This is a genomic window from Lentzea sp. NPDC055074 (assembly GCF_053608005.1).
Genome location: NZ_JBSGUQ010000019.1, coordinates 141311 through 155262, shown reverse-complemented (window position 1 = coordinate 155262; position 13952 = coordinate 141311). Strand labels below are relative to the sequence as shown.

Here is a 13952-nt window from a genome sequence, read left to right as displayed (position 1 = left end):
CACCGACGATGCCTTGGGGCGCAGGAGGTCCGCTGCTTTCTCTGCTCTGGGCAGATCAGCTCACAGCAGGCACGAACTCGTTCGCGGGGAAGCCCGGCACGTCGACGTCGATCGCGAACAACGCGCCGTCGTGCAGCAAGGGACGGCGCAGGCCGTACTTCGCGGTGGTGACGAACAACCGGCCCAGGTCCGGGCCGCCGAGACAGACGCTCGTGGGCTGACGGGCGGGCAGCGTGACCTCGCGGTCGAGGCGGCCGTCCGGGCGGTAGCGGCGCACGACCGACGCTCCCCAGAACGCGATCCAGACGTTGCCCGCGACGTCGGTGGTCATGCCGTCCGGCGTGTGGTGCGGGGTGTGCAGGAAGACGCGGCGGCTGCCCAGTTCCCCGTCCGGGTCCACGTCGAACCGGTGGACGACGCCTCGCGCGCTGTCCGCGAGGTACAGGAGCGAACCGTCCTGGGAGAACGCCGGACCGTTCGGGATCGTCAGTCCTTTGAGGACGGGAGCCGCGGATCCGAGGCGGTGCAGGGCACCGGCGCCGGGTTCGGTGTCGTAGGCCGTCGTCGTGACCCAGAATCGGCCGGCGGGATCCGCCACCGCGTCGTTGACGCGCATGCCCTCACCCGCGAACGTCTGCTGCTGCGGGTCGTCCAGCAGGCCCGCGCCGGTGCCGGACGCGGCCACGAGCCGGTCGCTGCCTCGCACGGGAGCCACCGCGCCCACCGGCACCGGCAGGGCGGCGATCTCCTTGAACGGCGCGGGAACGTCGCCGGGGGTCTCCAGCACCCGGCCCGCCAGGAGGTCGACGACGACCAGCCTGCCGCCGAACCAGCGAGCGCCTTCGCCGAGCTCGAGCTGCTCGAAGTTCCACTGCGTCAGCGTCATCGGACGGTGCTCCCTGGGTGCAGGTCCAGCAGGTCGTTGCCGCGCAGGAGCCGGGCCTCGGCGGACCAGGTCCCGTCCGGCGTTCTCACGGTGGCGCCGAAGGAGCGACGTACGTCCTCTGCAGACAGACACGATCCCGCAGATCCGCTGCGGTAGTGGAGAACACGCGTGATGTCGGTGGTGCGCGACTTGAGGAGGATCAGGCCCGTCGTCGCGTCCGGGGTGAGTGCGTCGGTCATTCCGTTGCCTCCACGTGAGCGGTGATCGTCAGGCGCCAGCGCACAGATCCCGACGCGGGCACGACCCCGACCGGACGGGTGCCGTCGTGACGGTCGAAGGTGCGGCCGATCATGGGCTCGACGCCGATGCTGCGATACGGCTCGCCGTCCGGCCAGCCGTTCAGGTTGCGCCACAAGGCGATCGAGACGGGCTGGCCCGCGCACTCGACGCGCAGGTCGAGCTGGTGGTCTCCGTCGATCACGCGGATCTGGCCTCGTTCGAGCACCGCACCGGTCGCCGTGCCGTCGTCGGGCCCGAGCGAGTCGAGGCCGGCGGGCCACTCGCGCAGCACCGGGACCGGATCGGTGACCAGCACGGGAGTGCCGGCAGGAGCGTCCAGCCGGGCGGGCTGGCCGACGTCGAGCAGGGCGTGCGCGGCCCACACGAAGCGGTAGCCGGGCTCGGCGACGAGCTCGTAGTCGGCGACGACCGCGCCACCGCGCGACCCCAGCACGCGGGTCAGCGCGAAGTCAGGACAGTCCACACCGGTCCGGTGCCACGGCCTGCTCCAGGCGTCGCCGTGGTCGGGCAGTCCACGAACGGTCGGGACGCACTCCTCCAGACCGCCCGCGTCGACGAACGGCGAGCCCGGCGTCACCCCGGCACGCGCCGGATCGGCCCGGTGCCACAGCCACTCGCGGTCAGCCGTGCGCAACGACGTCCAGCGACCGCCGAGGTCGCGGTCGACCTCGGCGCACAGCGGCACAACCCTCGTGACCTGCACGGCTCATCCCCGACATGATCAATCAGTAGTTAATTACTAATTTATCTTGCCACGGGTCGCCGTCAGGACCAACAGTCAGCTCGTCGTGCAGGCCGTCCCGTTGAGGGTGAACGAGGACGGCGCGGTGTTCCGGTCGCGGAACGTCCCGAGGAACCCGATCTCCACCTCAGCGCGCGGCGCGATCGACCGGGTGTGCTCGGCGCTGGTCACGGTGACAGCCGAGCCGCGCTGCGACACGGAGGCGTTCCACACCTGCCGCACGGACTGCCCGTCGGCGAACGACCACCGCAGCGCCCACCCGTTGACCGCGGCGGTACCGGTGTTGCGAATGGTGATCTTCGCCTGGAACCCGCCCTGCCACTGCCCGTCGAGCCGGTACCCGACCGCACAGGTCGGTGCCGGCGGCGTCGTGGTCGTGGTCGTGACGACAGGCGGAGCGGTGCTCGTCGGCACCTCGGCCCGTTGCACGGTGGTGGTGGTCGCGATGGTCGTGGTGGTGGTCACCGGCGGAGCGTCCATGCCGTTGCACGGCGCACCCCACAGCCCACGATCCTCCTTCGCCGCACCGAGTTCGGCCTCGGCGAGCGACCCGGCCGCCGCCTGGGCCCTCAGCACACCCTCGCGCACGGCCAGCAACGCGTAGTCGGTGCCGTCCTCCAGCAGGAGGTTCACCTCGCCGGGCGTGAGCGCACTGACCCGGACACTCTTGGCCAGCAACCGTTTCTCGGCGAACGTGCGCGCGCCGGCGGCCCAGCAGTCCGCGGGCTGAGCCAGCAACGAGACCTGGACGCGCTCACCGGTGTCGAGCTCGACAGTGCGCCCGTCGATCACCGAACGAACAACGGCCGGCACGTCCCCGCGCGAGTCGTTGACCAACGTCGGCTGACGCACCTGCGCCGGAGCGGAGACGGGACGCGAGGGGCCCTCGACCGTGCACGCGCACGCCAGAAGAACCACGAGAAAAACGAAGGACTTCCGCAACACCAGGGGACTCCCGCACACGATCATGCAACCTGCACGACCGTAACGGCCCCGAGCGCCGCTCACATCCGCCGTTCGGCCTTGATCAACCGCGGAGGAGAACGGCGCTTCGGCTCTTACCGCCGGACCCCCTGAAACGTCCTCAACTCGTCAACACCACCGACAAAGGACTGCCCGGCGGACAACACACCGTCCGAGTTCCAGCCGACAACGCGCGCGACCGCCTCGACCCGGCGCGTCCAGCGCACCGACAAGACACAACAGCAGGCGACCGGAACCGCACCAAGATCCCAAATACACCCGGCAACACACGAACATCAATACGGAGGCAGCCCTACACCTCACCACTCACCCGCACAACAGCATTAGCCCGATTCCACTTTGGAATGGGTCGAGCGAAGCGATGACCCGAAGCGGGGGTCCGGGGGCGCAGCCACCGGCTGGGGGTCTGGGGGCTCGGCCCCCAGAAAACACCACGGGCGAGGTACGGTCCGCGCTTTCCGCAGACATACCTCGCCCGAAGTCCGTGCCCCCGGTGCGACTCGAACGCACACTGGACGGATTTTGAGTCCGCTGCCTCTGCCGATTGGGCTACGGGGGCGTAGCAGGGTGAACTGTAGCGGATCAGCCCAACGGGTTTCTCGGGCCCCTACGACTTGACCAGCCTGCCGATGGCCGCGGACGCCTCTGCCAGCTTGGCCTCGGCCACCGGTCCGCCTTCCGCGGCCGCCTGGGCGACACAATGCTTGAGGTGCTCGTCGAGCAACCCCAGGGACACGGCCTGCAGCGCCTTCGTGGCGGCGGAGATCTGGGTGAGGACGTCGATGCAGTATTCGTCGTTCTCGACCATGCGCTGGAGGCCGCGGATCTGTCCCTCGATGCGGCGCAGTCGCTTGAGGTATGCGTCCTTGTCCGCGGTGTACCCGTGCATCGGCTCCTGACCTTCCCTACCCCTGGCGGGTATGTCGAGGATACCTGCACCGGATGGGGGTGCGTTATGTGCGACGCTGCTCCGTCGGCGGGAATGGGGAAGCGTCCGGCAAGCCCAGCAACGGGTCGAAGTGAGACGACTAGCTGCACATTTTGGACCCATAACACCCGTGTGGTTTACCGGGTAAATGCCCCGACCGGGCGGTTGCGGTCACATTTTAGCGGCGAAAGGTTCGCCGTTTTTCCTCGTGTGTACTACGGTGTTGTCGAAGCACGTGGTTACGTCGAGGATCCGCGTGCTATGTGAGTACCCAACGGAGGAACAGTGGCACAGCAGACCGTCGTCCAACTCATCGACGACCTCGACGGCGGAGAAGCCGACGAGACCGTGACCTTCGCACTTGACGGTGTCGAGTACGCCATCGACCTGTCGAAGGGAAATGCGGAGCGGCTTCGCGAGTCGCTGGCGGACTTCGTCGGCAAGGCTCGTCGTGCGGGTGGCCGCAAGCAGCGCAAGGGCACCGGCAAGTCCACGGTCAAGGCCACCGACAAGGCTGAGGCGCAGCGCATTCGTGACTGGGCTCGCGCGCAGGGGCACCAGATCTCGGACCGCGGTCGTATTCCGCAGAACCTGGTCGTGCAGTTCCAGGAAGCCCACGCCTCCTGACCTGCGCGGACACCCGAGGTTTCCACACGTCGGCCGGTTCGCCGGCCGACGTGTTAACCCCTCATCCCGGTTCGTTCACACTATCCCCGGAACGCGGGATCAACGGCCCGGAAACTGTGCTCCGAACAGGCGTGACACCGCAGTGGCCTTGACCGCTGTCTCCTCGAATTCCTCGTCCGGGTCGGACAGCGAGATCACCGCTCCGCCGACACCGAAACTCACCTGGTCGCCGTTGCGGACCAGCGTTCGGATGACGATGCTGAAGTCGGCTGCTCCGTTGAGCGAGAAGTAACCCAGCGCTCCCGAGTACACCCCACGTGGACCGGCTTCCAGCCCATCAAGGATCTGCATGGTCCGGATCTTCGGCGCACCGGTCATCGATCCTCCGGGAAACGCGGCTCGAACACATCGGACAGCAGAACTGTCCGGTCGAAGTCGTGCCCGCACGGTGCTCACCAATTGGTGTACGGTCGCGTAGGTCTCGACGTCGAACAACCGCGTCACCTCGACCGAACCCACTTCCGCGCACGTGCCGAGATCGTTGCGGACGAGGTCCACGATCATCAGGTTCTCCGCGCGGTCCTTGACCGATCGCGCCAACGTTGTGCGCAACATCTCGTCGTGCGCCGCATCAACGCCCCTCGGCCGCGTCCCCTTGATCGGCGATGACTCGACGACGCCATCTCGATCCACCTTCATAAATCGTTCGGGTGACGTACTGAGCACGGACAGGTCACCGAATCGCAGCAACGCGCCGAACGGAACGGGATTTGCGGCACGAAGCAGCCGATATGTGTCCCACGGGTCGAGCGAGGCGCGCCACGACATCATGTTCGTCAGGCACGCCTCGTACGTCTCCCCCGCGGTGATCGCTTCCTGGCACGCGCTGATCAGCTTCAGGTAGTGCGCGCGCGGATGTCGCAACGTCACGGCGGACACGATCGGGCGGGCGGGTTCGGCCAATGGCGTCACCCCGGCCAGAACCCCGGAAACCTCGTCGAACCAGCCGTCATCGGACAGCGACAGCAAATAGACGCAATCATCGGCGTGATCGATGACCACGGCACGGTCCGCGAAGACGAACGACGCGTCCGGCTGTTCCGCGCGGTGTGCGAAGTCGCCACCGCACTCCGCCTTCAGCTCGTAACCGAGGTATCCGATCCATCCGAGGGCGAATTCGAACGGCACGTCGGGCTGCTCGACGGCCCACGACGCGAGATCGTCGTCCAGCCAGGAGAAGAAAGAAGGACAGTGCCGCGGTACTCCGTCGAGGGTGAGCACCTGGTCCTGCACGGAGTACTGGGCGACGCGCGCGAGCGGCCCCGAGGCGTCCCCCATGAACGAGAACCGCCCGCCGGTCCCGCTGTCCAGCCAGAACGCGGCCTCAGAGGACCCGTGGAGCGCCGCGAACGCTTCTTCCGCGTGCACCTCCACGGCGAGCTTCCGGACGTGCACAGGACGCTTCTGAGCCATGGGGCGAACCACCACGGGTTCGGGTACCGCGGCCGTCCTCGTCGGGGTCAGCGCGGCGAAGTTCGCGAGCATCTCGCGGCCGAACTCGGTGCAGATCGACTCGGGGTGGAACTGCACACCCCACGCGGGTCTGTCGAGAGCGCGCACACCCATCAACACGCCGTCATCACTCCACGCGATCGCCTCCAAAGAAGAAGGCAGCTCCGTGACGGCCAACGAGTGATAGCGCACGACGTCGAACGGCGAGGGCAGCCCCGCGAACACGTCCACGCCCGTGTGCGTGACCGGGGAGACGATCCCGTGGCGCGGCACGGGTGCGGGACCCACCACCGCCCCGTACGACTGGCACAACCCCTGATGCCCCAGGCACACACCGAGCAACGGGATCTCGGCGTGGTCGATCACCGCGCGGCAGATGCCGAAGTCCGCCGGGTTGCCGGGCCGGCCGGGTCCGGGCGAGATCACGACGTGGTCGAACGACCGCAGCGAGGACAGCCGGAAGCGCGGGTCGTCGTTGTGGACGACCACGGGCTCGGAACCGTTCACCTCGGCGAGGTGCTGGAAGAGGTTGAACGTGAACGAGTCGTAGTTGTCGATGAGCAGAGTCCGCATTGCGGACGGCACTCTACCTGGCAAAACACCCGAAAAGAGCAGCGAGAGAGGGCGGTCACGAATCGTGACCGCCCTCGGTGACCCACCCGCTGACTCAGCTGCCGAGCAGGAACTTCGGGTCGGACGCGAGCTCCGCCAGCTGCGGCGACAGGAACGGCTGCGCGTCCAGCGCCGGGTAGCCGCTGTACGGGTACTCGCCCTCCTGCATGACCGTGACCGTCCAGCCGTTGGCCGCCCGGTACGACGCCCAGGTGCCGGTACCGCGATCGGGGCTCGCGGGAGAGGCGACCCCGATCTGCTTCCCGGCGACGTCGAAGGTCTTGCAGCTGGCGTCCCGCATGCCCTGGAACTGCCTGGCCAGCGCACACGGGTCGGCCGCGTCCCGCGGGTTCGGCGTCGACACGTGCACCGTCAGCTTGCCGACCTTGTCACCCTTCCTCACCGGCACGTACGCCGTGTACTCCCAGATCTCGGGTGTGTCGCCCTTGTCGGACGAGATCTGGGCCTGGGCGCGGAGCATGCCGCCGTACATGGTCGGATCCGTGTACTTCAGGTCGGGCGCGTCGTACCCGGCCGGCACGGACGCCCTGGCCAGCTCCAGCAGCTGCGTTCCGCGATCGGCCTGCGGACCGCTGGTGGCCGTCCGGTCGGTCTGCCCGACCGGCCACTGCTCGCCCCACTGGCTGCCGGGCACGCCGGCGTTCGAGCTGCTGCTCGGCCCCGCGCCCATGATGTAGTCCTTCGTGCCCTGCGGGTTCAGCGCGAACGCCGACCCGAGGCCGACACCGACCACCAGCACCGCCACCACGGCACCCGTGATGGACGCCCGCCGCTTGGACTGCGCCCTGTGCGCCCTGTCGAGCGCGATCCCGGGGTCCATCGCGGGCGGCGGGCTGCTCGCCACCACCACGTCCTGGAAAGCCCGCTTGAGGTCCTCTTCGTTCATCGAACCCTCTCCTGCTCCGAGAGCAGGCCGCGCAGCGTCTGCAGCCCCCGCGCGGCCTGGCTCTTCACGGTTCCTTCCGAACACTTGAGGACGACGGCCGTCTGCTCGACGGACATGTCCTCCCAGTACCGCAGGACGAGGCACGCACGTTGCTTCGGAGGCACCTTCGCCAGCGCCTCCAGCAGCACCATCCGTTCCTCGGGGTGGACGCCGGGCGGAGCGGCCGAGTCCGCCACGTCGTCGGTCGCCGACTCGAACCGGAACCACCCGCGCCGTCGCTCGGACAGGAACGTCCGCACCAGGATCTGCCTGGTGTAGGCGTCCAGCGCCTCGTGCCGCTCGATCCGTCTCCAAGCCAGGTAGAGCTTGGTGAAGGCCTGCTGCACGAGGTCCTCCGCGCGATGCCAGTCGCCGCACAGCAGGTACGCCGTGCCGCGCATGACGTCGGAACGGGCCGCGAAGTACTCCTGGAACGCGGCGTCCCGATCACTCATCAGGTTCCCCCCAATCTGCGGTGCCGGGTTAGTCACGCCACCTGGGGCCTGGCGGGTTGCACGCGGTCTCGAAACGCATACTGATGTCGTGATTTTCCTTTTGCTCCTCGGCGTCCCCGTCGCGCTGGGCCATTTGTACCTGTGGCGGCGATTGGTCGTGGACACGACGCTCCCCCGCACGCTCGGGCGCCGCATCGGCACCGTGGCGGTCGTCGGCCTGTTCGTGATGCTGATGAGCGCGCTGGTCGTCACGCGCAGGGTGCCGCCGGAGTACGGGAAGTTCTTCGCCTGGCCGGGGTTCATCTGGCTCGCCGTGCTCTTCTACCTGGCGATCGCCCTCGGCGTCGCCGAGGTGCCGCGCCGGATCCTGCTCAGGCGTGCCTCGCTCGCGCCGGTGCCCGTCGCCGCCGGCCCCGCGCCCGCCGAGCCCGTGGAGATCGTGCCGGACCCGTCGCGGCGGCTGTTCATCTCGCGGTCGGTGGCGATCGGTTCCGGTATCGCCGCCGGTGGTGTCGTCGGGTACGGCATGACGCAGGCGCTGGGCGACCCGCAGCTGCTGCGCGTACCGGTGACGCTCGACAAGCTGCGGCCGTCGTTGTCGGGCTTCCGGATCGCGGTCGTGAGCGACATCCACCTCGGCCCCCTGCTCGGGCGTTCGCACACCGAGCGGATCGTGCGGATGATCAACGAGCAGGAGGCCGACCTCGTCGCGATCGTCGGTGACCTGGTCGACGGCACTGTCGCCGAACTGGGTGAGGCAGCGGCGCCGCTGAAGGACCTGGTGTCCAAGCAGGGCAGCTTCTTCGTGACGGGCAACCACGAGTACTTCTCCGGTCACGAGCAGTGGATCGCGGAGCTCGACCGGCTCGGCGTGAACCCGTTGCGCAACGAGGGTTTGACGGTCGCCGGCGGCATCGAGGTCGTGGGCGTGAACGACGTCACCGGCAAGTCGTACGGCGACGGACCGGACTTCGACCGCGCGCTCTCGGGACGTGACCGCAACAACCCCGTAGTCCTGCTGTCACACCAGCCCGTGCAGGTGGGCGACGCGTCTTCACGCGGCGTCGATCTGCAGTTGTCCGGTCATACACACGGTGGACAGATGGCACCGTTCAACTTCCTTGTACCGCTGCAGCAACCCAGCACGGCCGGGTTGTCGAAGGTGGACGACACCTGGCTCTACACCAGTCGTGGCGCGGGTTTCTGGGGTCCGCCGGTGCGCGTCGGCGCGCCCCCGGACATCACGATGATCGAGCTGCGTTCTGCTGGGTAAATCACACTCGCCTGGACTGGCTTGCGCACTTGCGGTGTCCAGGCCGTAGAGTGGACGGCCGTGCCCGCGTACGGAACGCGAGGCGGATGAAGGGGGACCCCTGGGGAAATGACCGAGAGCTTCGCCGTTGATCGGCGCAACGAGGCAGAGGCTCGTATTCGGCGTTTCCTGGACCAGGAGAACCCGTCGACACCATGTCTGGTGATCGACCTCGAGACGATTCGCGCGCGCTACCAGGCGATTCGCGCGGCACTGCCGTCCATCGACATCTTCTACGCGGTGAAGTCGAACCCGGAGCCCGACGTGGTCGGCGCGCTGGTCGCGGAGGGTGCGCACTTCGACGTGGCGTCCCCCGCGGAGATCGACCTGTGCCTGGCGCGCGGCGCCGAGCCGTCGTCGATCTCCTACAGCAACCCCATCAAGAAGGCCGCCGACATCGCCTACGCGTACTCGCGTGGCGTGCGGATGTTCGTGTCCGACAGCGAGCAGGACGTCCGGTTCGTCGCTTCCCACGCGCCCGGCTCGTCCGTGCTGCTGCGGATTCTTGTCCACAGCAAGGGTTCCACGTACCCGTTCGGCAACAAGTTCGGTTGCGATCCGGAGATGGCGACGGATCTCTTGCGGCTGGCACGCGAACTGGGGCTCGTTCCTCTCGGTGTCGCGTTCCACGCGGGCTCGCAGCAACTCTCCGTCGAGGGCTGGGACTCCGGTATCTCCGACGCGGCCCTGATCGCCGCGAAGCTGCGCGCCGAGGGCGTCGAGACGACGACGGTGAACCTGGGCGGCGGGCTTCCGGCCGTGTACCAGGAGTCCACGCCGTCACTGGAGGCCTTCGGCGCCGCCATCGAGGCCTCCCTCGCACGGCACTTCGGCGCGGCGCGCCCGAGGGTCATGATCGAACCGGGCCGGGCGGTCTCCGCCGAGGCCGGGATGATCCGCTCCTCCGTCGTGCTGGTGTCGCGGAAGTCCTATTCGGACGAACGCCGCTGGGTGTACGTCGACATCGGCCGCTACCAGGGCCTCGCCGAGACCGAGGGCGAGGCGATCGCGTACGCGCTGAGGACCTCGCGCGACGGCGGCCCGGTGGGCCCGATCGTGCTGGCGGGCCCGACCTGCGACGCGGACGACGTGATCTACCAGCACACCCGCTACGACCTGCCGCTCGACCTGCAGGCGGGCGACCACGTGGACATCCTCCACGCCGGCGCCTACACCTCCTCCTATTCGTCCGTGTGCTTCAACGGCTTCCCGCCGTTGGCCACGTACTGCATCTAAGACCGTTTGCACATCACATAGTTTGGAGTGATTGATGTCCGAAGCGCCCTGTCAGACCGAGGACACCGTCGGTTTGTTCGCGGGACAGCACGTACTTGCAGAGCTCTCGGGTGTGAGTGCCGATCTGCTCGATGACGAGCAGTTCCTGAAGCACGCCCTTGGTGAGGTTCTCACGCAGGCCGACGCAACCGTGCTGGAGGTGATCTCCAAGAAGTTCGATCCCCAAGGAGTCACCGTGCTGGCTCTGCTGTCGGAATCCCATGCGTCGATCCATACCTATCCCGAAGTGGGTTCGGTGTTCGTCGACGTCTTCACCTGCGGTACACGTGCGAAACCCGCGTTGGCCGTCCAGCTACTCGCTGACGCCCTGGGCGCTGCTCACGTGAGCACGGATCTCGTCACTCGTGGCGTCAAGGAGCATGTCGCGTGAACACGATCAACGAGCCGCTCGCCGAGGGCATGACCCGCCACTGGCAGGTGGACGAGGTGCTGGTCGACACCAAGACCGACTTCCAGCACCTGGTGATCGCCCGTACGGCCCAGGGCGTGTCGCTGTTCTGCGACAACGACCGCCAGTCGACGGAGTTCAGCCAGCTGACCTACCACGAGGCCCTGATGGTGCCGGCGCTGCTGCTGGCCGACACCGTCGAGCGCGTGCTGGTCATCGGCTCCTCCGAGGGTGTCGTGTGCCAGATGGCCGTCGAGCACGGTGCGACCGTCGTCGACCACATCGACATCGACGAGCAGGCCGTGAAGCTGTGCGCCGAGCACCTGCCCTACGGGTACTCGGTGGAGGAGCTGGCCGCCGCGGAGAAGGGCGACGGCCCGATCCGCGTGCAGTACATCGACGGGTTCGAGTACATCCGCACGACGTCGGAGAAGTACGACATCGTGCTGGTGGACCTGCCCGACGAGCGCGAGGAGGAGGCGCAGCACAACCGCCTGTACGGCGCGGACTTCCTGCGCATGTGCAAGGCCCTGCTGCGTCCCGGCGGCGTCGTCGTCAACCAGTCCGGTTGCCAGACGATGTGGCGCAACACCACGCTGATCCGCTCCTGGCAGCGGTTCAACGAGGTGTTCGACACCGTCGCGTACTACGGCTCGGACGAGCACGAGTGGGCGTACCTGTTCGGCCGCGCGGACGTCGTCGAGGACCCGACCGCGCTGATGGTCGAGCGGCTCAAGACGGCCGGGTACGAGCCGGAGTCGATCGACGACCTGGCGCTGGTGGGCAACAGCATCCCGCCGTACCGGGTACGGCAGTCGCTGGCCTAGTTCGACTGTGAAAGGGGCGCTTCCCGAAGCTTCGGGAAGCGCCCCTTTCTCGTCAGCTCAGCGACTGCTTGAGGAAGTCGACCTGCAGGAGCAGCAGGTTCTCCGCGACCTGTTCCTGCGGGGTCATGTGCGTGACGCCCGAGAGCGGCAGCACGGTGTGCGGACGGCCCGCGGCGAGCAGCGCGTTGGACAGGCGCAACGTGTGCGCGGCCACCACGTTGTCGTCGGCCAGGCCGTGAATGATCATCAACGGGCGGGAGAGCTTGTCCGCGTCGGCGATGAGCGAGTTCGACTCGTAGACCTCGGGCCTGTCGTCCGGGTGGCCGAGGTAGCGCTCGGTGTAGTGGGTGTCGTAGAGGCGCCAGTCGGTCACCGGGGCGCCCGCGATGCCCGCGTGGAAGACGTCGGGACGGCGCAGGACCGCCAGCGCGGAGAGGTAGCCGCCGTAGGACCAGCCGCGGATCGCGACGCGGGTGAGGTCCAGGTCGGGCTCGATCGCCGCGGCCGCCTCCAGGACGTCCACCTGGTCCTCGAGCGTGGCGCCGGCGAAGTCGTACGCGATGGCGCGTTCCCAGGCGAGGCCCCGCCCCGGGGTACCGCGGCCGTCGGCGACGAGGACCGCGAAACCCTGGTCCGCCAGCCACTGCGAGGCCAGGAACGCGTTCTGGGCCGACACGACGCGCTGGGCGTGCGGGCCGCCGTACGGGTCCATCAGCACCGGGAGCTTCGTGCCGGGGACGTGCCCGGTGGGCAGCAGGAGGGCGGCGCGGATGGAGCGCTCGCCGAGCGTCAGCATGCGCGGCGACGCGGTCAGGACCGGCGTGTCCGCCCACGACTCGATGACGTGCTCACCGACCCGTACCTTCGCGCCGAACCAGTCCAAAGTGGCCGATACGAGTACAACCGTGTCACCTCCCCGAACAGCGGAGTGCACACCGTCCTCAGAGGACAACCGTTCGACGCTCGCGCCGACCGAGTAGACGTGCGTCTGCGTCGGGTCGTCGGCGGAGGCGGCCACCAGGATCGAGTCGTCGGCGATGTCGAGCACCCGGCGCACCTGCAGGCCGCGGGTGAGGACGTCGTCGCCCACCTGGAGCGCGTACTCGTCCCCCTGGCCGACGATCCGCACGAGCCGGCCGTCGGGAGTCCACGCCGGAGCGCCGTCGCTGACCTCGAGCCACGCCGGGTCGGTCTCGACCGCGAGCTCGGTGACGGCGCCGGTGTCCGGGGACAGCGTGTAGACGCGACGGGTGCGCTGGTCGCGGGTCTGCGTCGTGATCAGCGGGGCACCGCCGGACGACCAGTGCACGTCGTTGAGGTAGTCGAACTCGAGCAGCACCGGGACGAAGGTGCCGTCCAGCGACACCACGTGCAGCGACACGCCGGCGTTGGCCGTGCCGGCCGCCGGGTAGGCGATCTCGGTGGCGGCCGTGCCGGGGTTCGCCGGGTCGGCGATGTACCAGCGCTGCACCGGCGCGTTGTTCACGCGCGCGGCGATGAGGCGGGTGCCGTCCGGCTCCCACCAGTAGCCGCGGTAGCGCGACATCTCCTCGGCCGCGATGAACTCGGCCAGCCCGAACGTCACGTCCTCGCCGTCCGGGGCGGCGACCTCGTAGTCCTCACCGGACGACAGCTCGACCACCCGCAACGCCCCGCGCGTGACGTAGGCCACGCGACGCCCCGTCGGGTCGACCCGCGGGTCGATGACACCGCCACGGGTGGGCAGCTCACGGACGTCACCCGACGTCAGGTCGGCCACGAACAGCCGGCCGGACAGCGCGAACGAGGCCACCGACGCGTCGCGGGACAGCGCGTACCCGACGATGCCCGCACCGGACTCGCGGGTGCGCTCGCGGCGCGCCTTCTCCTCGGCCGGCAGGTCCTCCGGATCGGACAGCAGCGTCGCCGGGTCGGCGAGCAGCCGTTCGGCGCCGGTGGAGGTGTTCAGCTCCCAGAGCCCGTTCGCACGGCTCGTGGCCGTGGCCGGGCGGAGGAAGAAGACGCGTGCGCCGTCCGACGACACCGCGAAGGTCCTCGGTGCGCCGACGGTGAACCGCTGGGTGCGCGCCTGTTGGCGCGGGAAGGAGATGTCGTTGCCCACGCCCAACACTAACCCGCGCACGCGTGCGGCACGGGC

The 13952-nt window shown here is 68.5% G+C and carries 14 protein-coding genes and 1 tRNA gene; 5 read left to right on the top strand and 10 right to left on the bottom strand.

Annotated features, from left to right (window positions below):
* Positions 1–55: 55 nt before the first annotated feature.
* From ACWF7A_RS34390 to ACWF7A_RS34365, 6 genes are all read right to left on the bottom strand, one after another.
* The gene (locus ACWF7A_RS34390; protein ID WP_452254669.1) at positions 56–886 is read right to left on the bottom strand and encodes an SMP-30/gluconolactonase/LRE family protein; all 831 of its coding nucleotides are present in this window, start codon (positions 884–886) and stop codon (positions 56–58) included.
* Positions 883–1125, bottom strand: a complete 243-nt coding sequence (locus tag ACWF7A_RS34385) for a hypothetical protein (RefSeq protein ID WP_452254668.1) — start codon at positions 1123–1125, stop codon at positions 883–885. The genes ACWF7A_RS34390 and ACWF7A_RS34385 overlap by 4 nt, the downstream gene beginning before the upstream one ends.
* Positions 1122–1889 carry a hypothetical protein gene (locus tag ACWF7A_RS34380; protein ID WP_452254667.1) on the bottom strand — a complete coding sequence of 256 codons (768 nt, stop codon included), beginning with the start codon at positions 1887–1889 and terminating at the stop codon, positions 1122–1124. Before ACWF7A_RS34380 ends, ACWF7A_RS34385 begins: the two co-directional genes overlap by 4 nt.
* Before the next feature lie 75 nt (positions 1890–1964).
* Entirely contained in the window at positions 1965–2846 is an 882-nt protein-coding gene (locus ACWF7A_RS34375) for a cellulose binding domain-containing protein (RefSeq protein WP_452254666.1), read from the bottom strand.
* 551 nt (positions 2847–3397) lie between these two features.
* Positions 3398–3471, bottom strand: a tRNA-Leu gene (locus tag ACWF7A_RS34370).
* 48 nt (positions 3472–3519) lie between these two features.
* Positions 3520–3801, bottom strand: coding sequence for a metal-sensitive transcriptional regulator (locus ACWF7A_RS34365; protein ID WP_045314461.1), 282 nt, complete (start codon positions 3799–3801; stop codon positions 3520–3522).
* A gap of 324 nt (positions 3802–4125) precedes the next feature.
* Between ACWF7A_RS34365 and ACWF7A_RS34360 the strand changes: the two genes are divergently transcribed.
* Positions 4126–4467, top strand: a complete 342-nt coding sequence (locus tag ACWF7A_RS34360) for a histone-like nucleoid-structuring protein Lsr2 (RefSeq protein WP_030476951.1) — start codon at positions 4126–4128, stop codon at positions 4465–4467.
* A gap of 99 nt (positions 4468–4566) precedes the next feature.
* Here ACWF7A_RS34360 and pabB read toward each other — a convergent pair whose 3' ends face one another.
* From pabB to ACWF7A_RS34345, 3 genes are all read right to left on the bottom strand, one after another.
* Entirely contained in the window at positions 4567–6552 is a 1986-nt protein-coding gene (gene pabB / locus ACWF7A_RS34355) for an aminodeoxychorismate synthase component I (protein ID WP_452254665.1), read from the bottom strand.
* Positions 6553–6646: 94 nt separating this feature from the next.
* Positions 6647–7498, bottom strand: a complete 852-nt coding sequence (locus tag ACWF7A_RS34350; RefSeq protein ID WP_452254664.1) for a hypothetical protein — start codon at positions 7496–7498, stop codon at positions 6647–6649.
* Positions 7495–7992, bottom strand: a complete 498-nt coding sequence (locus tag ACWF7A_RS34345) for a SigE family RNA polymerase sigma factor (protein WP_452254663.1) — start codon at positions 7990–7992, stop codon at positions 7495–7497. Before ACWF7A_RS34345 ends, ACWF7A_RS34350 begins: the two co-directional genes overlap by 4 nt.
* A gap of 88 nt (positions 7993–8080) precedes the next feature.
* Between ACWF7A_RS34345 and ACWF7A_RS34340 the strand changes: the two genes are divergently transcribed.
* The 4 genes from ACWF7A_RS34340 to ACWF7A_RS34325 all read left to right on the top strand — a co-directional run bounded on the left by ACWF7A_RS34340 (position 8081) and on the right by ACWF7A_RS34325 (position 11815).
* Positions 8081–9265: a metallophosphoesterase gene (locus ACWF7A_RS34340; RefSeq protein WP_452254662.1), complete on the top strand. Its 1185-nt coding sequence runs from the start codon at positions 8081–8083 to the stop codon at positions 9263–9265.
* A gap of 108 nt (positions 9266–9373) precedes the next feature.
* The gene (locus tag ACWF7A_RS34335) at positions 9374–10540 is read left to right on the top strand and encodes a type III PLP-dependent enzyme (RefSeq protein ID WP_452254661.1); all 1167 of its coding nucleotides are present in this window, start codon (positions 9374–9376) and stop codon (positions 10538–10540) included.
* Between the two features lie 34 nt (positions 10541–10574).
* Positions 10575–10970, top strand: a complete 396-nt coding sequence (gene speD, locus ACWF7A_RS34330) for an adenosylmethionine decarboxylase (protein WP_452254660.1) — start codon at positions 10575–10577, stop codon at positions 10968–10970.
* Between the two features lie 29 nt (positions 10971–10999).
* Positions 11000–11815, top strand: a complete 816-nt coding sequence (locus ACWF7A_RS34325) for a spermidine synthase (protein ID WP_452254721.1) — start codon at positions 11000–11002, stop codon at positions 11813–11815.
* Between the two features lie 52 nt (positions 11816–11867).
* On the opposite strand, the gene ACWF7A_RS34320 is transcribed toward ACWF7A_RS34325, so the two are convergent.
* On the bottom strand, positions 11868–13916 hold the full coding sequence (locus tag ACWF7A_RS34320; RefSeq protein WP_452254659.1) for a prolyl oligopeptidase family serine peptidase: 2049 nt from the start codon (positions 13914–13916) through the stop codon (positions 11868–11870).
* Positions 13917–13952 lie beyond the last annotated feature (36 nt).

What these genes read in the sequence shown, in the direction of transcription:
- ACWF7A_RS34365 (WP_045314461.1), bottom strand. Translation starts at nt 3,801, where the DNA reads ATGCACGGGTACACCGCGGACAAGGACGCATACCTCAAGCGACTGCGC.
- pabB (WP_452254665.1), bottom strand. Translation starts at nt 6,552, where the DNA reads ATGCGGACTCTGCTCATCGACAACTACGACTCGTTCACGTTCAACCTC.
- ACWF7A_RS34350 (WP_452254664.1), bottom strand. Translation starts at nt 7,498, where the DNA reads ATGAACGAAGAGGACCTCAAGCGGGCTTTCCAGGACGTGGTGGTGGCG.
- speD (WP_452254660.1), top strand. Translation starts at nt 10,575, where the DNA reads ATGTCCGAAGCGCCCTGTCAGACCGAGGACACCGTCGGTTTGTTCGCG.
- ACWF7A_RS34385 (WP_452254668.1), bottom strand. Translation starts at nt 1,125, where the DNA reads ATGACCGACGCACTCACCCCGGACGCGACGACGGGCCTGATCCTCCTC.
- ACWF7A_RS34390 (WP_452254669.1), bottom strand. Translation starts at nt 886, where the DNA reads ATGACGCTGACGCAGTGGAACTTCGAGCAGCTCGAGCTCGGCGAAGGC.
- ACWF7A_RS34325 (WP_452254721.1), top strand. Translation starts at nt 11,000, where the DNA reads ATGACCCGCCACTGGCAGGTGGACGAGGTGCTGGTCGACACCAAGACC.
- ACWF7A_RS34335 (WP_452254661.1), top strand. Translation starts at nt 9,374, where the DNA reads ATGACCGAGAGCTTCGCCGTTGATCGGCGCAACGAGGCAGAGGCTCGT.
- ACWF7A_RS34345 (WP_452254663.1), bottom strand. Translation starts at nt 7,992, where the DNA reads ATGAGTGATCGGGACGCCGCGTTCCAGGAGTACTTCGCGGCCCGTTCC.